The following is an 18,590-nucleotide window of genomic DNA, read 5'->3' as shown; positions in this document are numbered from 1 at the left end:
TGATAGAGAATGACTTTCGCTTATTTGTTCTTAATTGGTCTGCGGCAGGCCTGGGCCTAGTCGGTCAGATCGCGCGGCACGATGAAATCCAGCGGCTGGCCCGTGCCCGGGTCCAGCTGGTGCCAGGCGGTGATCGGGAAATCGGCCACCAGCGTGGCGCCGGTCGGGTAGTCGGCAAAACGCGGGTGCTGCGGGCGCCGGCCCAGCAGGCTGGCGGCGAAATGGCCGATCCCGGGGTTATGGGCGATCAGCAGGACGCAGGGCGCCTCGGCCTCGCGCAGCCGGGCCAGCAGCTGCGGCGGCTCGGCATGGTAAAGGCGCGGCTCGAACCGGGCCGTCATGGGCAGGGCCAGCCCGGCGAAGGTGTCGCGGGTCCGCTGGGCGTCCGAGACCAGTGCCTCGTCCGGGCGATAGCCGCGGCGGCGCAGCCAGGCGCCAAGCGCCTCGGCGCTGCGGCGGCCACGGGCGTTCAGCGGGCGGGCGTGGTCGGTCAGGGCGGGATCGTCCCAGGCGGATTTGGCGTGCCGCATCAGGATCAGGCGCCGGTGCTGCGGCGAAGGCTCGGTCACGTGTCCCCCAGGAATTGCCGCATGTGATAGGCGGAATGTGCCGCGATCCTGCCATGGGCGGCCCCCGCCGGGCAAGCGCGCCGCGCCAGGCAGCCCGCCGTCAGACAGGGGGCACCCTGGGGGCCGCGCAGATGGGTCTTGCAGGCGGGCACGTCATAGCCCGCTGGCCCGCCCAGGGCGCCCACCGGACAGGCGGTGCGGCAGGGCGCGGCGCAGCCTTCGCAGGGCGAGGGCAGGGGGGCGGGCAGATCCACGGCCCAGGGCAGGGCCAGGGCGCCCCGGAACGAGGCCAGAAGGCCCATGCCGCGATGCACCAGCATCCCCACCGGAGAGCTGTGGACCTGGCCGCTGGCCAGCGCCCAGGCCAGGAAGGGGGCGAAAGGCGGCCCGCCGAAGGGATAAAGGGGGGTGGCGCCCAGGGCGTCGGCCCAGGCGCCGATCACCCGCGTCGACCAGCGGTCCATCGGGTCGGGGGCGCCGTCCGCCCATTCCGGGCTGGCGGTGAAAGCGGGCCAGAAGGCCGGTTCATGGGGCGACAAGAGCAGAAGGCTGCGGGTGCCGGGGGGCAGCTCGGCGCGCGCGGCGCAGGCGCGGGCCGACAGCCCGGCGGTAATGGTCAGGTGGCGGGCCTGCGCGGCCCGCTCCAATGCGTCGAGATCCGGGGGCGCCTCAGCTGGCACGGATCAGAGAGCCCGCCCCGTGTTCGGTGAACAGTTCGAGCAGGACGGCATTGGGGGCGCGGCCATCCAGGATGACCACGGCGCGCACGCCGCGCTCGATCGCGTCCAGCGCGGTCTGGGTCTTGGGAATCATGCCCCCCGCGATGGTACCGTCCTCGGTCATGTCGCGGATCTGCTGGGCGGTCAGCGCGGTCACCACCTCGCCCGAGCCGTCCTTCACCCCCGCCACGTCGGTCAGCAGCAGCAGCCGGTCGGCGCGCAGGGCGCCCGCGATGGCGCCCGCGGCGGTGTCGCCGTTGACGTTGAAGGTCTCGCCCTCGCGCCCCATGCCGATGGGGGCGATGACCGGGATGATGTCGCTGCGGAACATCGAATGCAGAATCGTCGTGTCCATCTCGTCGGGGGTGCCGACCAGGCCCAGGTCCGGGTCGTCCTGGCGGCAGATCATCAGGTTGGCATCCTTGCCCGACAGGCCAACACCCTTGCCGCCCTGGGCGTTGATCGCCTGCACGATCCGCTTGTTCACCTGGCCCGACAGAACCATCTCGACCACGTCCATGGTGGCCTGGTCGGTGACCCGCTTGCCGCGCACGAACTCGGATTTCACCTGAAGCTTGTCCAGCATCTCGTTGATCATCGGGCCGCCGCCATGGACGATCACCGGGTTCACGCCGACCTGGCGCATCAGCACGATGTCGCGGGCGAAATTGTCCAGCCCCTCGGCATCGGTCATCGCATGACCGCCGAATTTCACCACGACGATGGCGCCTTCGTAGCGCTGGAGATAGGGCAGGGCCTCCGACAGGGTGCGGGCGGTGGCGATCCAGTCTCGGTTCATGGCAATCTGCTTCTTCATGTCTCGGGCGTCCTTGTTTCGATGCTTGATACGCTGTGGCCGCCGCCCTGCCAAGGGCGGGGCCGCGCTGCGCTGCGGCGGACAGCTTTCAAGGGGATGTCACAAATCTGTTTGGGGGCAATTTCGCCGACAGCGGGCTTTTGCCGTCGCACGGGGGGTGATCTGGCGCGAAATGACCGATCCCCGATCCCGTGATGCGATGTGATTGGAACTTTGGCCCGTTTGGGTGTGTTGATCCCCCGACGACGCCCTCAGCCGAGGCGCGGTCGTGACGTATGCCCGAAGGGCGCGTCCCATCAGGGCCGGATGTCCCCGCCGGTCCTGGAAAGAAACGAAGGAGAAGAATGATGCTTCGCACATCCATGATCGCAGCAGTTGCCGCCGCCGCCGTCGCAGGCCCCGCCCTGGCCGGTTCCTACCAGCCCGCCCCCGCGGATCCGGTCGTTCCGGCCCCCGCCCCCGCCCCGGTCTTCTCGGGCTCCGACTGGACCGGCGCCTATGCCGGTGCCTCGCTGGGCTACGGCGAGCTGGACGCGGACCTGCCCGGCGGTGGCAGCGATGACGCCGACGGCAGCCTCTACGGTCTGCAAGTCGGTTACGACTACGACTTCGGCACGTTCGTGCTGGGCGGCGAACTGGACTACAGCGCCACCGACCTGGACTTCAGCGGCGTCGACGTCGATTCGCTGACCCGTCTGAAAATCCGCGCCGGTTACGACGCCGGTCAGACCCTGATCTACGGTGTGGCCGGTGCGGCCCATGCCGAAACCGATCTGGGCGACGACAACGGCTGGCTGCTGGGCGTCGGTGCCGACTACAAGCTGACCGACAACGTCACCGTCGGTGGTGAATACGTCTACCACCAGTTCGACGACTTCGACGACACGGGCGTCGACATCGACGGCAGCACCCTGGCGGCGCGCGTCAACTACCGTTTCTGATCCGGTTCCCACCGAGATCCGACAAGGAAGGCCCGGGCAATGCCCGGGCCTTTTCTTTGCCCCGGCCTGCCGCCGGACGCCCATGGGCCGGGCGCGGTTCCGCGCATTTGAGGCAAGTTTTCGCGTCTTTCCGGCCCCTCTGGCCCCTCGTCAGCGGCGATTTCAATGAACTTTTCGTCTGTCTGGCGTGTTCTATCCGTGATGGAACAGCAAACCGCACAGACCCCGCCCACCCTTTCGGTCGCAACCCTTTGCGCCTCTGGCCTGGCTGCGCTTGTGGCGCTGACGGCCCCGGCGCGGGGCGGTCCACTGGAGGAGGCCTGGGACGGCGCCTATGCTGGCGCCTCGCTGGGGGTGGCCACCTCGGCTGATGGCGAGGTGCTGCGCAGCCTGCATGGCGGCCAAAGCTGGGCGCGGGACGGGGTGACCTACGGGGTCGAGGTCGAACTGGCGGAAACCGACATCGGCAGCCCGGCCGGTCGGGTGGACCGGATCGCCCGGCTGAAGGGGCGCCTGGGCGTGGTGCATCGCCAGGCGCATGTCTATGCCCTGGCCGGTGTGGCGCAGATGCAGGGCCGCTTCGGGCGTGACAATGGTTATCTGCTGGGGCTGGGGGCCGAGACGCATCTGTCGGACCGGGTCACCCTGGGCGCCGAACTGCTGCACCACCGGGTGGCGGATTTCGATGGCAGCGGCGAGGACTTCGAGCTGAACACCCTGAGCGGGCGGCTGAGCTATCAGTTCTGAGCGGGCGGAGCCGCGCGCCCCTGGCCGGGCGCGCAGGGGCCGGGGGGCGGGTCAGTCCAGCCCGGCGATGATGGCGCGCAGCGTGGCGATGCCGTCGCCCTTTTCCGACGAGGTCAACACGATCTCGGGATAGGCGGCGGGGTGTTTCGACAGGGCGCCACGGACCTGGGTCATCACCTTCTCGCGGTCCTTTTCCTTCACCTTGTCGGCCTTGGTCATCACCACCTGAAAGGTCACGGCGGCGCTGTCGAGCAGCTTCATGATCTCTTCATCCACGGCCTTCACCCCGTGGCGCGAATCGATCAGCACGAAGGCGCGGCGCAGGGTCTGGCGGCCTTGCAGGTACTGTTTCAGTAGGCGCTGCCACTTCTCGACCACCGACAGGGGCGCATTGGCATAGCCATAGCCGGGCAGGTCGACGAGATAGCGTTCCTCGCCCAGGGCGAAATAGTTGATCTCTTGCGTGCGGCCCGGCGTGTTCGAGGCCCGCGCAATGCCCTTGCGCCCGGTCAGCGCGTTGATCAGGCTGGATTTCCCGACGTTCGAGCGCCCGGCAAAGCAGACCTCCAGCCGGTCGGCCTCGGGCAGGCCGGACATGGCGACCACGCCCTTGACGAAATCCACCGGTCCCGCGAACAGCAGGCGGCCCTTTTCGGCCATCAGGGCATCGGGCTCTTCGGCCAGGGGGAAGGGAAGGGGCATCATTGCAGGACCTCCAGCGGCGCGCCTGAGGCGATGGTGCCGGGGCTCAGCACCTTTGCCTTCACGCCGAAATCGACATGGCCCCAGGTCCGACGCAGGGTGCGCAGGGTCTGCACATCCTCGTCGCCGGTCTCGGGGTTGACCTGGGTGGCGCGGCAGCGGGTGATCCGCTCGACCACCTCCAGCTCGACATCGCCCAGACGGATACGGCGCCCCGGCCAGTCCAGCTCTTCCCAGGGCTCCAACCCCGAGATCCAGACATTGCCGCGGAACCGGCGCTGATCCAGGGGGGTGCCGCAGGCCTCGGACAGGGCGCCCAGCGAGGCGCGCCCCAAGATCGACAGGCAGCCATAGGGGGCGTCCGACATCCCTTCCTCGGGCGCCGCGATCAGCGCGCCCAGGGCGGGCCGGGTGGCGGGCCAAAGCGGCGCCAGCCAGGCGGCCAGGGCCGCACCATCGCGCGCCGGATTAACGGTCAGTTCACCCGCTTGCGGGTGAGACAGGGCGATCTGGCCATCGTCCAGCGTGCGGGCGGTGATCGCCATCAGCTGCGGCCCATAGCACCCCCGGGCGAAGACCCGGCAGGGCTGCCAGGTGCCGGTGTCGCTGTTGTCGCCGGTCAGCAGGGCCCAGGCCCGATCACCGGGCAGGGGCAGGTTCGGAGAGAGCACCGCGCTCTCCAGCGGCTCGGCCCCGATGCCCTTGATCGGGTGCCGCCAGATCTGCGCGATGCGGCTCATTTAGCTCTTGTCCTTCGCATCGGCCGTCTTCTTGCGTTTGAAGGACGACTTGATGTTGCCGAACACGTCAGGCTTGAACCCATGGATCCGCATGATCGTGTACTGCTGGATGAAGGTGATCGTGTTGTTGGTGATCCAGTACAGGACCAGACCGCTGGCGAAGTTGCCCAGCATGAACATGAACACCCAGGGCATCCAGGCAAAGATCATCTGCTGCGCCGGGTCGGCGGGCGCCGGATTCAGCTTCTGTTGCAGCCACATCGAGATGCCCAGCAGGATGGGCAGCACGCCCAGGCTGGCGATGGCGAAGATGCTGTCGGGGCCCGGAGGGGCAAAGGACAGCAGGCCGAACAGGTTCAGGATCGACGAGGGGTCGGGCGCGGACAGGTCGCGGATCCAGCCGATCCACGGCTGGTGACGCAGTTCCAGGGTGACGAAGATCACCTTGTAGAGCGAGAAGAAGATCGGGATCTGCAGCAGGATCGGCAGACAGCCCGCGGCGGGGTTCACCTTTTCCTTCTTGTAGAGCTCCATCATGTCCTTCTGAAGCTTCTGACGGTCATCGCCCGCCTTCGCCTTCAGCTCTTCCATGCGGGGCTGCAATTCCTTCATCTTCGCCATCGAGGCGTAGGATTTGTAGGCCAGCGGGAAGAGGATCGCCTTCAGGAAGATGGTCATGGCGATGATCGACCAGCCCATGTTGCCGATGAAGCTGTGCAGCCAGTGGATCAGCCAGAAGATCGGCTTGGTGATGAAGAAGAACCAGCCCCAGTCGATACTGTCGAAGAACCGGGTGACGCCGGCATCTTCGTAATCCTTGATGGTCTCGCCTTCCTTGGCGCCCGCGAACAGCTGGGTCTCGATCGAGACGGTCTCGCCCGGGGCGGCCTCGACGGTCTCCAGCACGGCTTCGGTCTGGTAGATGTCGGGGTTGGGGTAGTATTTCGCGGTCGAGCGGAAGGGGCGGTCGCCGGGGATCAGCGTCGCCATCCAGTAGTGATCGGTAAAGCCGATCCAGCCGCTTTCGGCCACGTCGATCCGTTCCGCCGGGGCGCCTTCGCGCGGGTCGACGTCATAGTCGGCGATGTCGTCGTATTTGGATTCCTCCAGCTCGCCATCGGACATCCGCACCAGGCCTTCGTGCACCACGAAGAAGTTTTGCAGATCCGAGGGTTCGCCGTGGCGGCGCAGCAGGCCGTAGGGGCGCAGGCTGACGGCGCTGCCGGTGGTGTTCTCGACCGACTGGTCGACCGAGAACATGAATTTGTCGTCAACGCTGTAGGTCTGGCGGAAGATCAGACCCGCGCCGTTGTCCCAGGACAGGGTCACCGGGGTCTCGGGGGTCAGGGTGTCGCCGCTTTCCAGGCTCCACAGGGTGTCGGCGCCGGGCACGGCCTCGGGGGCGACATTGGTCCCGGCGATCCAGCCGTACAGGGCGTAGTAACCTTCGGGCTGGGATTGCGGGCGCAGCAGGGTCACCTGGGGCGAGTCGTCGGACAGCTCGACGTGGTAATCCTTCAGCTGAAGATCGTCGATACGGCCGCCACCCAGCGAGATCGAGCCCGCCAGGCTGGGGGTGTCGATGGTGACGCGCGGCGCTTCGGCCTCGGTGGCCTCGGCGGGGGCCGCGGTCTGGGCGCTGGCCACGCCATCGCCACCCGGGCTCAGCGTTCCGTCAGAGGCGCTGCCGACGCCGGGCGCGGCGGTCGTGCCCTCGGTCAGGGTCTGCTCTTCGGCACTGTCGATGCCGGGGGCCTGTTCCTGTGGGGGGAACAGAAGGAACCAGGCGAGGACAACGATGAAGCTGAGCACCGTGGCCAGGATTAGGTTCTTGTTCTGATCGTCCATCGCGCTGCGCCACCTTTGGTCGTTGCAATACTCGGAATTCGGTCTTGGGGGTTCAACCTGTCACCAGCCCAAAGGTCAAGGGGCTTCCCTCTTTTGCGAGGGCTTCCGGCGCAGGGTTCTGCGCGCTTTGGGCTGGTTTCGGGGCCTCGGCGGGCCGTCGCCGGGGGCGATGCAGGGCGACCGGCCCCCTTGGCGCCTGTGCCGGGGCCGCGCGGTGCGGTCGCGCCAGGGGCGCGCGGCCAGACGCGGCGGAGGGCCGCATGGTCGCGGCGGGGCAGTTGGGTCGTGTCCCGCGGGGCGCTGCAAGGCCTGCGCGGTCGGGTGCCGCTGCTTTCGGCACATGCCTATCCCGCGCTATCTCGCGACGACTGTCCGGGCCGCGGGGAAAAGGGCGGGGGCAAGGGGGCGGATCGGCAGGGGAGAGGGGCGGGCCAGGAGGGTCGTTTTTGCCCCTGCCCTCGAAAGGTTGGGGGAGCAGGGGGGCGGGACTGGTCAAGCTGCCGCAGCCCGAAAGAGGCGGTGGCGCGGTCGATTGGCGCAGCGGAATGGCTGAGGCCTGCCATTGGAAGGGGGTCTGCCCCAGAAGCCTTGTTTGCAATGCGGTCGCTGCCCGGGCCCCGAGGCGAAGCTGGCGACGCCCTTCGGCTTGGCCCTCGGGGCCCGGCGCACAGGTGGCGGCGGGGGCGTGGTGCCGGACAGGGGAGCAGGTGCAGGGGTCGCCGCTGTCGAGGGGCGCTGTGCGGGGCGGGCGCGGGGCGGTGCCGTCCCGGCGTCGGGCACGGCCAACGGCCCCTCTGTGCGGCCTCTCGCGGGCAGGCCGCCTCGGGCGGGCCCTGCGGTGGGCGCGCACGCGGGCAGGCCCCTGCGGTGACCGCCTCGGGCGCGCCCCTGCTGCGGGCGCGGGCGGATGTCCGACGTTTGGGTGCCCTCGGGCGGGCCAGCTGCGGACGCCCCCCGGGCGGGCTCAGCCGCTGCGGCGGCCGAACTTTGGCGCTTCGGTCAGCCCGGCGTGATAGGCGCGCACCCATTCCACCGTCTGGTCAAAGGGCATGGGGCGGGCGATCTCATAGCCCTGCACATGGTCGCAGCCCAGTTGCGCCAGCATCGCATGTTCGCCCGGCGTCTCGACTCCCTCGGCCAGGGTCGACAGGCCCAGCCGTTCGGCCATGGTCAGGATCGCCGCCACCATGCGCTGTTGCTCGATGTCGCGGTCCACCTTCATCACGAAGCTGCGGTCGATCTTCAGCCGCTCGACCGAGAACCGCCGGATCGAGGAGATCGAGGCATGGCCGGTGCCGAAATCGTCCAGGTCGATGCGGCAGCCCATCTTGGCCAGCCCGTTGATATTGCGCGAAATCACATCCTCGGGCGAGGCGGCGACCACGGTTTCCAGCACCTCGACCGTCAGCCGCCCGGGCGTCAGCCCGTAGCGGTCCAGCTGCCAGCGGACCTTTTCCACCAGCTGCGGGTTCATCAACTCGTCATTGGCGAAGTTCACCCCCACCTGGGGGACGTTCACCCCCGCCTCGTCCCAGCGGCGCAGGGCGATCAGCGATTGCACCAGCATCAGGTCGCCCAGCCGCTCCATCAGCCCGGCGCGCTGCACCATGGGCAGGAATTCCGCCGGAGAGATCATGCCGCGGTCGGGGTGGTTCCAGCGCGCCAGCGCCTCGAATCCGGTGACCAGCCCGGTGTCGGTCGAGACCTGCGGCTGGAAGAAGGGCAGGATCTGCCCGGCCTCCAGCGCCTCTTCCAGATCTTCCAGCGGCAGGGGCGCGGTCTGGGGGCCCTTCTGCATCTCGGCCGAGAAGGAGCGGATGGCCGAAGGGGCAAAACGCCCGGCCTCGCGGAGCGCGGTTTCCGCCGCCGCCAGCAGCGCCGCCCCTTCCGGGCGTGGGCTGCGGGTGCCCAGGCAAAAGCCGATGGAACAGGACAGATAGACGGTGGTGGCATCCAGGGTCAGCGGCTCTTCCACCGCCGCTTGCAGGCGCGAGGCCAGTTGAATCGCCGCTTCGAGGTCCAGCTGGGTGACGGGGCCCACGGCAATGCCGAACCGCGCCTCGCCCAGGCGGCACAGGGTGTCGTCGTCTCGCAGGGCGCCGCGCAGGCGGGTGGCGATTCGGTATTGCGCATCATCGGCGGCGGCGGGGCCGTAGCGGTCGCGGTAGGCGTCGAATTCGTCCAGCTGAACCAGCAGGCAGGCGGTCTTGCCCCCCGCCCTCTCGCGCGCGTGCAGCCCATGGTCCAGCCCGCGCAGCAGCGCGTCGCGCAACGGCAGGCCGGTCACCGGATCACGGGTATCGCCTGCGGGGCGCGGCGGCGGGTCCGACCCCGCCAGGCTGTAGAGAACCGGCAGCAGCAGCGCGGTCAGGATCAGCGCCGCCTCGCCCGCGACCCAGAAGGCGGTCAGGCAGATGGCGGGCAGCACCGCCACCATCTGCGGGCCGGTCACAGCCCGGCGCAGCCGCGCCCGGATGCGCGCCACATCTCTAGCCCTGATCCCCGGCATCGCAGGTCATCCCATGTCTCATCAGGGTGACGCTACGTCCAGAAACTCAATAGCCGCTTAACGCAGGCGGGGAATCGAATCCTCTTCCTCGGGCGCGCCGCCCAGGGTCAGCCCGGCAAAGTCGAACAGCTTGGGATCCAGCAGATGCGAGGGCCGGGCGTTCATCAGGGCGCGGAACATCACCTGGCGGCGGCCGGGGCTGTTGCGCTCCCAGCCATCCAGGATCTGTTTCACCTGCTGGCGTTGCAGCCCGTCCTGGCTGCCGCAGAGGTCGCAGGGGATGATGGGATAATTCATCGCGGTGGCGAACTTCTCGCAATCGGCCTCGGCCACATGGGCCAGGGGGCGATAGAGGAACAGATCGCCCTCTTCATTGACCAGCTTCGGCGGCATGGTCGCCAGGCGCCCGCCGTGGAACAGGTTCATGAAAAACGTTTCCAGGATGTCGTCGCGGTGATGGCCCAGCACCACCGCCGAACAGCCCTCTTCCCGGGCGATGCGGTAGAGGTTGCCGCGCCGCAGCCGCGAACACAGCGCGCAGAAGGTCCGCCCCTGGGGCACCTTGTCCATGACCACCGAATAGGTGTCCTGGTATTCGATCCGATGCGGCACACCCATCTTTTCCAGGAACTCGGGCAGGACGGTGGCCGGGAAACCCGGCTGCCCCTGGTCGAGGTTGCAGGCCAGAAGGTCGACGGGCAGCAGGCCGCGCCACTTTAGCTCGTGCAGCACGGCGAGCAGGGTGTAGCTGTCCTTGCCGCCCGACAGGCAGACCAGCCAGCGCGCGCCGGGTTCGATCATGCCGTATTGTTCGACCGCCTCGCGCGTGTAGCGCACAATCCTTTTGCGCAGCTTCCGAAACTCGGTGCTTTGCGGGGCGCCGTAGAACAGCGGGTGGATTTCGTCACATTCATCACGCATGGTCGGGCCATAGTGCGTTTCGGGAAAGCGGACAAGGCTCCGCGACAGTGTGTGAACAGGGCGGAGGGTCTGATGGGCTGGCTGAGCAGGATTTTTGGAAAGACGCAGGCGGCTGACGCGGCAGAGGCCGCCCCGGCGGCAGAGGCCGTGCCGATTGCCCCGGCCGTCGAGGCGCCCCCGGTCGAGTTGCCTTTGGCCGATACCCCGGCGCCCGCCTCCGCCTCCGCAGATCTGGCGCCTGAGGTCGAGGATGAGATCGAGGCCCTGCGCCTGCCCGCCATCCGTCTGCTGCCGCAGACGGGGCAGGCGGTGCCCGAGGCGCCGGTCTCGTCGCTGGGCGGGCGGCCCAGCCTGCCCGAGGGGATGGCCTGGCCCGAAGAGGACGGCCGCCCGATGCTGTTCCTGGCGCAGATCAACTATGCCGAGATGCCGGTGCTGGAGGGCTATCCGACCGAGGGGCTGCTGTCGGTCTTTCTGGCCGATGACGCGACCCAGGGTTGCGCCTTCCCCTCGCTGGATCAGGTGGGGTTCCGCAGCTTCCATTTCGCCGATGCCGGCGCCTGTGTGCGCCGCGACGCGTCAGGCGCGCCGCAGGGGGCCGATGCGCTGTCGTCCCCCTTGCGCGCTGCGGGCGTGGTGCTGCAGGGCGAGGCGGTGACGGATCTGCCGGGGCCTGCGCTGCGCGAGACGGCGGCGCTGCAAAAGCGGTTGGCCGAGGCAGAGGTCGCCTATGATCCGGCCATGCTGGAGGCCCGTCTGGCGGCGGGCAAGGCGGGCGCCTTCAGCTATGGCGGCTATCCGGTTTTTGCCCAGGGGGATGTGCGCCAGGGGCCGCTGCGGTTCCACGCCAAGGTGCTGTTGCAACTGGGCGCCTGGGCCGAGGGCGATCTGTCGCTGGGCTTTGGCGACGGCGGCGCGGCGAACCTGCTGATCAAGCCCAAGGATCTGGGGCCGCTGCGCTTCGACAAGGTGCTCTATCACTACGACAGCTACTGAGGCGCGCCCGGGGTCAGGGCTTCGGCGCATCCTTTGGGGGCGTATCGGCCCCATGGGTGCCGTGGCCATGGTGGGCGCAGGTGTGAGGCCCGCGCGCCGGGGGCACATCATCCACCCCCATGCCGCCCCAGGGATGACAGCGCGCCACCCGGCGCAGCGACAGCCAGAGGCCGCGCAGGGGTCCGTGTTTGTCCAGCGCTTCCAGGATGTAGGCCGAACAGGTCGGGTCGTAGCGGCAGTTATGCCCGACCCAGGGCGAGAAGATCAGACGGTAGGCGCGGATCGGCAGGGCCAGCAGCCAGGCCAGGGGCGCGCGGCGCAGGCCAGGTCCCTTTGGGCGGGGGCGCCCGGGCGCGCTCATCCGGCGGGCCGTTTCGGGCCGCGCGGGCCGCGAGGATCGGGGCGCGAGGCGCCACCTTCACCGTGCAGACGCTCCAGCGCGCGGGCCAGGTCTTTCTTCAGCAGCTCGAAGGGGCGGGCGGCGGTCTCGTCCTTGCGGCCGATCAGCACGTAGTCCCAGCCGGGGTGGCCTTTCAGCGGCAGCACGGCGCGGGCCGCCTCGCGCATCCGGCGCTTGGCGCGGTTGCGGGCCACCGCATTGCCGACCTTCTTGGAACAGGTGAAGCCGACGCGGATCACGCCCGGCGCCTCGGGTTCGCCCTCGGCACGGCGGCGGGCCTGCACCATCATCGAGCCTGCGCCCTGGCGGCGGGCGCGGGCAGCGGCCAGGAATTGCGACCGTTTGGCGAGGATCTCTAGCGCGGATGCCGGGACAGAGGCGGGCGCCTCGGTGGCGCCCTCCGGACATGACGAAACCGCCGAGGGTCCGGCCCCCTGTGCCATGTCGGCAGTTTCGGGCGTGACCTTCGGCGGTGTCATGATCTTATGACCTGTCAGCGCGGGTGTTCGGGCACGGGGCCAGAGCGGCGGCGCGGCAAGCAAAAGCGGATCGTCGGACCGGCGCGGTTGCCCCGCGCCGAACGTCGATCAGGCGCTCAGCGACTTGCGGCCGCGGGCGCGGCGGGCGTTCAGGATCTTGCGGCCGGCCTTGGTGGCCATACGCGCGCGGAAACCGTGGCGCCGCTTGCGGACCAGGTTCGAAGGTTGGTAGGTGCGTTTCATCGCTCCGTCTCCGTTTCTATTCCCGCGGTGGCGACCGGGGTTTCTGTTCAGGGGCAAGGCGCCGATCTTGGATCGCCGGAGCCCCGGCACGCGATCGTCGCGATGCTGCACGAGGTCGTCCCGGGAATCGGCCCGGCCCCGCTGGTGTTCGAAGCCCGGTCTATAAGAACGCCCAGGGATCTTGTCAAACCCATCTGCCCCGGGGCGCGGGTTTTTCTGCCCCCGTGGGCCGCGCCGGGGCCGGGGGCGCGCGGCGAACGGCACTTTTCGACAGGACCGAAACGCCTGCACTGGGAAAACACGGGCCAAGGCCCTAGTTTCATGTCAAAGAGTGATCCCATCGCGGCCCCGCGCCGCCATGCCGGGCCAGAAGGTGACCGCCCCCGATGTTCCGTTCGCTATCCGGACGCGTGCTGATCCTGACAGGGATCTTCGTGATTCTGGCAGAGGTGCTGATCCTTCTGCCATCGGTGGCCCGTTTCCGCGAGGATTACCTGATCTCGCGTCTGGAGCGCGCGCAGATCGCCTCGCTGACGCTTCTGGCCGACGACATGATCCCCGAGGACCTGGAAGAAGAGCTGCTGCGCAACGCGGGCGTCTACAACGTGGTGCTGCGCCGCGACGAGGCGCGCCAGCTGGTGCTGTCCTCGCCGGTGCCGGGGCCGGTGGTGGATACCTTCGACCTGCGCGACCCGACCCTGGCGGAACTGGTGCGCGAGGCGCTGCTGACCTTTGTCGAGCAGAGCGACGAGGTGATCCGGGTGATCGGCAACCCGGTGCGCGAGGCGGGGCTGCTGATCGAGGTCACCATGCCCACGGCGCCCCTGCGCGCGGCGATGGTGGAATACCTGCGCTACATGATCACCATCTCGACCCTGTTCGCGGTCTCGACCGCGCTTTTGCTCTTCATCGCCGTGCGGTCCTTCATCCTGCGGCCGATGAAACGGGTGATCGGCCATATGCGGGCCTATGCCCAGGATCCCGAGGATGGGCGGCGGATCATCACCCCCTCGGCCTCGGTGTCGGACATCCGCGAGGCGGAAGAGGCGCTGCACGAGATGGAGACCCAGCTGACCAGCGCCCTGCGGCAGAAGGAACGGCTGGCGCAGCTGGGCTCTGCCGTGGCCAAGATCAGCCATGACCTGCGCAATATCCTGACCTCGACCCAGCTCTTCGCCGACCGGCTGGAGATGTCCGAGGATCCCACGGTCAAGCGGCTGGCGCCGAAGGTGGTCAATTCGGTGACCCGGGCGGTGAACCTCTGCGAGGCGACCCTGGCCTTTGGTCGCGCCGAGGAACCGGCGCCGCGCCTCAGCCTGCTGGCCCTGGCGGACGTGGTGGGCGACGTGATCGACGGTGAGCGCCTGGCGGTGGCGGAAGAGGCCGACATTTCCTTCGCCGAGGACGTGCCCGCCAGTCTGCGCCTGCGCGCCGATCCCGAACAGCTGTACCGTGTGCTGGCCAATCTGGTGCGCAACGCCCGCCAGGCGCTGGAGGCGACGGGGCAGGGCGGCGAGATCGCCGTTTCCGCCGAAGAGACCGACAGCCTGTGGATGATCCGCATCGCCGACACCGGCCCCGGTCTGCCGCCCAAGGCGCAAGAACACCTCTTCACCCCCTTCAGCGGCGGCGCCCGCAAGGGCGGCACCGGCCTTGGCCTGGCCATTTCGGCCGAATTGCTGCGCGGCCACGGCGGCCGGCTGGAGCTGGAACGGACCGGCGCCGGGGGCACCGTCTTTCTGATCTGCCTGCCCAAGGAAGTGGGCGCCCTGCCCGAGGATGGGGCGGCTCCGGACCGGCCCGAGGCCTGATCGCCCTTATCCCAAAGGCCCGCGCGCCCCGGCCCCCCCGGCCCCCGGGGCAGGGCGCGGAACGGGGGGCGGACGGCCCTCGAAAATCTTGTCACGAAAATTTCGATTTTTCCCTTGCACCCCCCCGGCCTCAACTGTAGATCACGCCCCACGACGCACCGGTAGCTCAGCTGGATAGAGTACTTGACTACGAATCAAGGGGTCGGGGGTTCGAATCCTCCCCGGTGCGCCACTTCCTCCATCCAGCTTTGAAAACATTGGGCAAATCACCCAAGTTGGAACTTGGCTCCGGCTGAGTTGGAACTTTCCTTTCCCGATACGATCTTCTGCAGGTCCGCGCTCTTGCTGTAGCGTGCGGCCTCGCTTTGCGTTTCGTGTCCGAGAATCGCCATGCGCTGCTCGGGCGTGGCGCCGTTCTCCTTGAAGACCGAGGCACGGTGTTTTCTGATGCCGTGCGCGCTCAGCCCCCTGAGGCCCGCGTCGGTGCAGGCGCGGCTGAACCACTGGGCGGCACTCTTGTGCGAACGCGGTGCACCTTGCCGGGTCGTGAGGAAGGTCATGTGTCTCGGTGCAGCCGCCAGGCATCGCGCGAGGTGATCGTCTGCCTCGTACCAGGCGGGCCCCGGAACCGTGAAGGGACACACGGCTTCGCTGCCTGATTTCTTGCGCCGGTAATGAAGCCAGCCATTGTGGACCATCCCGGGCCCAAGGCGGCAGGCATCACCGATGCTGGCACAGGTCCGGTGCATCAGTTCAAAGGCAAGGCGCTGCTGGCTCTCGTGAGGCCAGAAGGACCTGAACGCGGCGACGTCCTCACGTGTCCAGGGAAGATGTCCCTCGGTCTCGAGTGTGGCGCGCTTTCTGACATCACGTGAAGGGTCGGTATCGATCAAGCCGGCATCTACACTCCATCTGCCGAACGCCCGCCAGACCTTGAGTCGGTTGTTTGCGGGGTGGGGTTGGAGGCGTGCGAGGTCCTGACGGATGTGTCTGGGAAGGAGGTCTGCGAGGGCTCCTCGACCGTAGCGCTCCTCCATGTCCTCGATCATTCTCCGCCAGACACCTCTGGTCGACGGTGCAAGACCGAGAAAGTGGTCTGAGGCCATATAGGCGCGCAGGCCTGCGCCAATCGACCCTGTTCGGTGATGGACGTGCGGAGGGGGCACGCGCTGATCGTGAGCGCTGAGCAGTGCGCTGTAGGCAGAGTGCCATTCCGGGTGGTCGGGGGGAAGGTCGGGTAGGGGCACCCCTTTCTTGCCCTTGGGGCGGAAATAAAAGCGCGGGTTGCCGCTTGGAAACGTGCCCGATCTGTTGAGGTGCTTCAACCTGACGCCTCCCCGAACAATCCGTCGCATGAATTCACCTCCTGATCTCCGGAAGGTAGGAGTGCCTCCGGGGGCGTGGCAAGGATCCGTACTGACCCGTCTCTCAGAACTTCGACAGCGCCGATGGGGACGCCACAGTCTTTTGCAGCCTTGATTGCATTGCGGATCACGGCGACGGATGCTCTTACGGCGCTCATTTGCTCATCTCCTCTGCTTCCTCCTTCTCGACCAACTGTCCACAATTCGCCTTCACCACAGCCGCGGCCACGGGGGGACAGACAGAGTTGCCGACGCAGCTGACCTGGGTGTTCTTGGTGAAGCTGCACCAGTTCCACGCGCCATGGCTGTCCTGCTCCCAGACGCCCTCGATCACGTAGTCGCGGGGGAAGCCCTGGGCGGTGAAGAGCTCGCGCGGGGTGAGCATGCGCATGCCGATATCGGCGATGACGTAGCGGATGCCGGAGATGTCGAGGGTGACCAGGTCGCCGCCGTCCCAGGCGCCATGGGCGCGCAGGAAGGCGGCCACCTCGCGGGCGCGGGCCTCATGCGCTTCGGTGAAGGGCGGGGCCTGCAGGGCGGCCTGAATGTGGGCCATGCGGTCCTTCACGGTGATGGTGTGGCAGGGCGCATCGGTGTGCGCGCCGTCCCCGGTGCCGTAATACTTGGCAAAGAAGGTGGCGACGGGCGTCTGGTGGCTGCCGCTGGCCGCGACGGTTGAGAGCGGTTCGCGGGCGTCGTGACCCGCGTGGATGCCCATGCGCGGCCCGCCGTTCTGCTGGGCCAGGAAGGCGGCGCAGGCGGCATGCTTGGCGCCCCCGGCGACGATGGTCCCGAGCGGCCTGCCGAGGTCCAGCGCGCGGGGCGCCTGGCCGGGCCTCTCGCCATAGCCGGTCTGGATCAGCGTCGGCAGCAGGACGGCGTTCTGGTCCTTCGTGCTGGCGCAGATCGTGTGCAGGGGCAGCGTGGCGTCGCGGGTGTTCCCGCCCTGCTGAGCGTAGGTCAGAACCAGGCTCAAAATTGCATCCTTGGAGGGGGATGGTGCGAATGGCACAGCAAAGCCTTGGCTCTGAATGCTTCGGTCCTTCTGGAACTCGCAGGTGTGTGTGTCCGAACCAATACCAATTTGGCACTGGCAAGTGAGGCGGTCCAGATGGCAGGAGCAATCTGCCGTACCATTCGCGTGACGGTATGTATGACCGCTGATGGAGGGGGCAATGCTGCGTGAGCACACGATGGAGTGAGTAGCCACCAGGAAGGGCGCCTCGGCCTCCAGCACGTAGCGGGCCACGCCGCGGGCGATGCGCGCGAGGGTGTTGTCGGCGAGGGGGCGCACGGCGCGCAGGCCGAGCGCCTCCCGGATCTCCTCGGCGCTGTCGAAGATCGAAGGGCAGGGGATCGACCAGTCGATGCACTCCGAGGCCGTCCGCCAGGGCTGCAGCGCGCCCGCGATCACCCGGGGATCGTCCGGCGCCCCGTGGGTCGGCGCGGGCCAGGCAATCGGCTGGCCGTCAAAGCGGATGATGACGAAGAGCCGCTTGCGGATCGTCGGTGCGCCATAGTCGCAGGCGCGGAGCTCGCGCGTCTCCATCTTGCCGCCCAGCCTGCGGATCGCCTTGCGCCACTTGTCGAAGGTCTCGCCGCGGCGCTGCGGGCAGGGCATCGGCCCGCGCGGGGTCTCGATCACCGGCCCCCAGGTCTTCCACTCCTCGACATTCTCCATGATGACGACATCGACCTGGCCGCCGCTCTTCTGGATGCGCTCGATCCAGCCGGGGATCACCCAGGCGAGATCTCGGATGTTGCGGGCCACGGGCGCGCCGCCCTTGGCCTTGGAGAAATGGCGGCAGTCGGGGCTGAACCACATCAGGCCGATATGGCGGCCCGCCAGATGATCCAGCGGATCGACGCGATAGACGTTCTCGCTCAGGTGCAGCGTGTCGGGATGGTTGGCCGCATGGAGAGCGAGCGCCGCCGGGTTGTGATTGATGGCGATGTCCGGGCCGCGGCCCAGGGCCATCTCGATCCCCGTCGAGGCACCACCGCCGCCGGCAAAGCTGTCGACGATCAGCGGCGGGCCGAGGGGCGCCGCGCGGGTGTCACCGGCCAGTTCAAGGTCGAGAAGATGCGCTCCGTCCATCAGAAGGCCTCCGGGGTGCAGACAAGGGCGTGGTAGGCGGGCAGCAGGGCGAGGGTGGCCAGCCCGGTGCAGAGCACCAGGGTCGCCAGCGAGGGGCCGTCCTGCGCCTGGCCGAACAGCCAGCCCGCGCCCGGCGCGGCGCCGAGTAGGTAGGGGCCGCAGGGGGCGAGCCGGCGCAGCAGGCGGGGCATCGGGTGCCGAGCGGGGGTGTCGCAGACCGTCCGTGCCGCGTCATAGGGCGCGAGGGTCATGGCGAGCACGAGCGCCAGCTGTACCAGGTTGCCACCCTGCGCCAGGGCGGCGGCCGCGAGGACGGTGACGGTCGGGCAGGCGAGGACGGGGGCACAGAGAAGCCAGCGCATCAGCTCATCCCCAAGGCGTCTTTGTACATCTGCAGCACCGCCTCTTCCTCGGCGATGTCGTCGGGCTCGCGCTTGCGCAGGGCGATGAGGAGCCGCAGGATCTTGACGTCGTAGCCGCGCCCCTTGGCCTCGGCCATGACCTCCTTCTGCTGGTCGGCGATGTCCTTCTTCTCCGCCGCCAGCCGCTCAAAGCGTTCGATGAAGCTCCGCAACTCGCCCGCCGCGACGCGGAAGGCGCCGTCGCGCACCTCGCGGTCCGCCTCTGTTTCCTTGAGCCCGGCCTCTTCCTTGGATGCCTTTGGGAACCCCATGTCCTTCATGACC

At 68.4% G+C, this 18,590-nt stretch carries 18 protein-coding genes, 1 tRNA gene and 1 pseudogene; 5 read left to right on the top strand and 15 right to left on the bottom strand.

Going from position 1 to position 18,590, the window contains the following annotated elements; all coding sequences use genetic code 11:
* Positions 1-56: 56 nt before the first annotated feature.
* Genes ACRARE_RS02970 through argB form a run of 3 tightly spaced genes read right to left on the bottom strand, consistent with a single transcriptional unit; the run spans position 57 to position 2,105 of the window.
* Positions 57-569 (bottom strand): SixA phosphatase family protein, encoded by a 513-nt coding sequence (locus ACRARE_RS02970; protein WP_432654915.1) that lies wholly within the window; start codon positions 567-569, stop codon positions 57-59.
* The gene (locus tag ACRARE_RS02965; RefSeq protein ID WP_432654914.1) at positions 566-1,216 is read right to left on the bottom strand and encodes a ferredoxin; all 651 of its coding nucleotides are present in this window, start codon (positions 1,214-1,216) and stop codon (positions 566-568) included. Before ACRARE_RS02965 ends, ACRARE_RS02970 begins: the two co-directional genes overlap by 4 nt.
* Positions 1,217-1,238: 22 nt before the next feature.
* Positions 1,239-2,105, bottom strand: a complete 867-nt coding sequence (gene argB / locus ACRARE_RS02960; RefSeq protein WP_432654913.1) for an acetylglutamate kinase — start codon at positions 2,103-2,105, stop codon at positions 1,239-1,241.
* A gap of 347 nt (positions 2,106-2,452) precedes the next feature.
* Here argB and ACRARE_RS02955 point away from each other — a divergent pair, with 347 nt between their 5' ends.
* Together ACRARE_RS02955 and ACRARE_RS02950 are read left to right on the top strand one after the other, a co-directional pair.
* Positions 2,453-3,046, top strand: a complete 594-nt coding sequence (locus tag ACRARE_RS02955) for an outer membrane protein (protein ID WP_432654912.1) — start codon at positions 2,453-2,455, stop codon at positions 3,044-3,046.
* A gap of 165 nt (positions 3,047-3,211) precedes the next feature.
* Positions 3,212-3,793, top strand: a complete 582-nt coding sequence (locus ACRARE_RS02950; RefSeq protein WP_432654911.1) for an outer membrane beta-barrel protein — start codon at positions 3,212-3,214, stop codon at positions 3,791-3,793.
* A 51-nt stretch (positions 3,794-3,844) separates the two neighbouring features.
* On the opposite strand, the gene yihA is transcribed toward ACRARE_RS02950, so the two are convergent.
* From yihA to ttcA, 5 genes are all read right to left on the bottom strand, one after another.
* Positions 3,845-4,495, bottom strand: coding sequence for a ribosome biogenesis GTP-binding protein YihA/YsxC (gene yihA / locus ACRARE_RS02945; protein WP_432655054.1), 651 nt, complete (start codon positions 4,493-4,495; stop codon positions 3,845-3,847).
* Positions 4,495-5,235 carry an MOSC domain-containing protein gene (locus tag ACRARE_RS02940; protein WP_432654910.1) on the bottom strand — a complete coding sequence of 247 codons (741 nt, stop codon included), beginning with the start codon at positions 5,233-5,235 and terminating at the stop codon, positions 4,495-4,497. The genes yihA and ACRARE_RS02940 overlap by 1 nt, the downstream gene beginning before the upstream one ends.
* Positions 5,236-7,083, bottom strand: a complete 1,848-nt coding sequence (gene yidC / locus ACRARE_RS02935) for a membrane protein insertase YidC (RefSeq protein WP_432654909.1) — start codon at positions 7,081-7,083, stop codon at positions 5,236-5,238.
* A gap of 964 nt (positions 7,084-8,047) precedes the next feature.
* Complete coding sequence (locus ACRARE_RS02930; protein WP_432654908.1) at positions 8,048-9,592, bottom strand: putative bifunctional diguanylate cyclase/phosphodiesterase; 1,545 nt, start codon at positions 9,590-9,592, stop codon at positions 8,048-8,050.
* Positions 9,593-9,649: 57 nt separating this feature from the next.
* Entirely contained in the window at positions 9,650-10,513 is an 864-nt protein-coding gene (gene ttcA, locus ACRARE_RS02925; RefSeq protein WP_432654907.1) for a tRNA 2-thiocytidine(32) synthetase TtcA, read from the bottom strand.
* 72 nt (positions 10,514-10,585) lie between these two features.
* Here ttcA and ACRARE_RS02920 point away from each other — a divergent pair, with 72 nt between their 5' ends.
* Positions 10,586-11,509, top strand: a complete 924-nt coding sequence (locus ACRARE_RS02920) for a YwqG family protein (RefSeq protein WP_432654906.1) — start codon at positions 10,586-10,588, stop codon at positions 11,507-11,509.
* Between the two features lie 100 nt (positions 11,510-11,609).
* On the opposite strand, the pseudogene yidD reads toward ACRARE_RS02920, so the two are convergent.
* The 3 genes and pseudogenes from yidD to rpmH all read right to left on the bottom strand — a co-directional run.
* Positions 11,610-11,870 (bottom strand): annotated as a pseudogene (gene yidD, locus ACRARE_RS02915) (membrane protein insertion efficiency factor YidD); the annotation flags it as partial.
* On the bottom strand, positions 11,867-12,388 hold the full coding sequence (rnpA, locus tag ACRARE_RS02910; RefSeq protein ID WP_432654905.1) for a ribonuclease P protein component: 522 nt from the start codon (positions 12,386-12,388) through the stop codon (positions 11,867-11,869). The gene rnpA and the pseudogene yidD, both read right to left, overlap by 4 nt.
* A gap of 108 nt (positions 12,389-12,496) precedes the next feature.
* Positions 12,497-12,631, bottom strand: a complete 135-nt coding sequence (gene rpmH, locus ACRARE_RS02905; RefSeq protein ID WP_005980833.1) for a 50S ribosomal protein L34 — start codon at positions 12,629-12,631, stop codon at positions 12,497-12,499.
* A 386-nt stretch (positions 12,632-13,017) separates the two neighbouring features.
* Between rpmH and ACRARE_RS02900 the strand changes: the two genes are divergently transcribed.
* Together ACRARE_RS02900 and ACRARE_RS02895 are read left to right on the top strand one after the other, a co-directional pair.
* Positions 13,018-14,442: a sensor histidine kinase gene (locus ACRARE_RS02900; protein ID WP_432654904.1), complete on the top strand. Its 1,425-nt coding sequence runs from the start codon at positions 13,018-13,020 to the stop codon at positions 14,440-14,442.
* A gap of 155 nt (positions 14,443-14,597) precedes the next feature.
* A tRNA-Arg gene (locus tag ACRARE_RS02895) sits at positions 14,598-14,674 on the top strand.
* Between the two features lie 34 nt (positions 14,675-14,708).
* Here the strand turns inward: ACRARE_RS02895 and ACRARE_RS02890 are convergent.
* From ACRARE_RS02890 to ACRARE_RS02875, 4 genes are all read right to left on the bottom strand, one after another.
* Entirely contained in the window at positions 14,709-15,335 is a 627-nt protein-coding gene (locus ACRARE_RS02890; RefSeq protein WP_432654903.1) for a tyrosine-type recombinase/integrase, read from the bottom strand.
* Between the two features lie 625 nt (positions 15,336-15,960).
* Positions 15,961-17,904, bottom strand: a complete 1,944-nt coding sequence (locus ACRARE_RS02885) for a DNA cytosine methyltransferase (RefSeq protein ID WP_432654902.1) — start codon at positions 17,902-17,904, stop codon at positions 15,961-15,963.
* Positions 17,904-18,266 carry a hypothetical protein gene (locus tag ACRARE_RS02880; RefSeq protein WP_432654901.1) on the bottom strand — a complete coding sequence of 121 codons (363 nt, stop codon included), beginning with the start codon at positions 18,264-18,266 and terminating at the stop codon, positions 17,904-17,906. The genes ACRARE_RS02885 and ACRARE_RS02880 overlap by 1 nt, the downstream gene beginning before the upstream one ends.
* A complete protein-coding gene (locus ACRARE_RS02875; RefSeq protein WP_432654900.1) occupies positions 18,266-18,586 on the bottom strand; it encodes a DUF2312 domain-containing protein in 321 nt (106 codons plus the stop codon). The genes ACRARE_RS02880 and ACRARE_RS02875 overlap by 1 nt, the downstream gene beginning before the upstream one ends.
* Between the last annotated feature and the right edge of the window lie 4 nt (positions 18,587-18,590).

Origin of the sequence: Pseudooceanicola aquaeponti (genome assembly GCF_050897975.1) — a bacterium.
Taxonomy (GTDB): Bacteria; Pseudomonadota; Alphaproteobacteria; order Rhodobacterales; family Rhodobacteraceae; genus Pseudooceanicola.
Note: the sequence above shows the minus strand (reverse complement) of the source record. Positions and strands in the feature narration are given on the sequence as shown.

Bases quoted from the DNA above. Each gene is read 5' to 3' on its own strand.
- argB (WP_432654913.1), bottom strand. From the start codon at position 2,105: ATGAAGAAGCAGATTGCCATGAACCGAGACTGGATCGCCACCGCCCGC.
- ACRARE_RS02955 (WP_432654912.1), top strand. From the start codon at position 2,453: ATGCTTCGCACATCCATGATCGCAGCAGTTGCCGCCGCCGCCGTCGCA.
- ACRARE_RS02950 (WP_432654911.1), top strand. From the start codon at position 3,212: ATGAACTTTTCGTCTGTCTGGCGTGTTCTATCCGTGATGGAACAGCAA.
- yihA (WP_432655054.1), bottom strand. From the start codon at position 4,495: ATGCCCCTTCCCTTCCCCCTGGCCGAAGAGCCCGATGCCCTGATGGCC.
- ACRARE_RS02940 (WP_432654910.1), bottom strand. From the start codon at position 5,235: ATGAGCCGCATCGCGCAGATCTGGCGGCACCCGATCAAGGGCATCGGG.
- yidC (WP_432654909.1), bottom strand. From the start codon at position 7,083: ATGGACGATCAGAACAAGAACCTAATCCTGGCCACGGTGCTCAGCTTC.
- ACRARE_RS02930 (WP_432654908.1), bottom strand. From the start codon at position 9,592: ATGCCGGGGATCAGGGCTAGAGATGTGGCGCGCATCCGGGCGCGGCTG.
- ttcA (WP_432654907.1), bottom strand. From the start codon at position 10,513: ATGCGTGATGAATGTGACGAAATCCACCCGCTGTTCTACGGCGCCCCG.
- ACRARE_RS02920 (WP_432654906.1), top strand. From the start codon at position 10,586: ATGGGCTGGCTGAGCAGGATTTTTGGAAAGACGCAGGCGGCTGACGCG.
- rnpA (WP_432654905.1), bottom strand. From the start codon at position 12,388: ATGACACCGCCGAAGGTCACGCCCGAAACTGCCGACATGGCACAGGGG.
- rpmH (WP_005980833.1), bottom strand. From the start codon at position 12,631: ATGAAACGCACCTACCAACCTTCGAACCTGGTCCGCAAGCGGCGCCAC.
- ACRARE_RS02900 (WP_432654904.1), top strand. From the start codon at position 13,018: ATGTTCCGTTCGCTATCCGGACGCGTGCTGATCCTGACAGGGATCTTC.
- ACRARE_RS02885 (WP_432654902.1), bottom strand. From the start codon at position 17,904: ATGGACGGAGCGCATCTTCTCGACCTTGAACTGGCCGGTGACACCCGC.
- ACRARE_RS02880 (WP_432654901.1), bottom strand. From the start codon at position 18,266: ATGCGCTGGCTTCTCTGTGCCCCCGTCCTCGCCTGCCCGACCGTCACC.
- ACRARE_RS02875 (WP_432654900.1), bottom strand. From the start codon at position 18,586: ATGAAGGACATGGGGTTCCCAAAGGCATCCAAGGAAGAGGCCGGGCTC.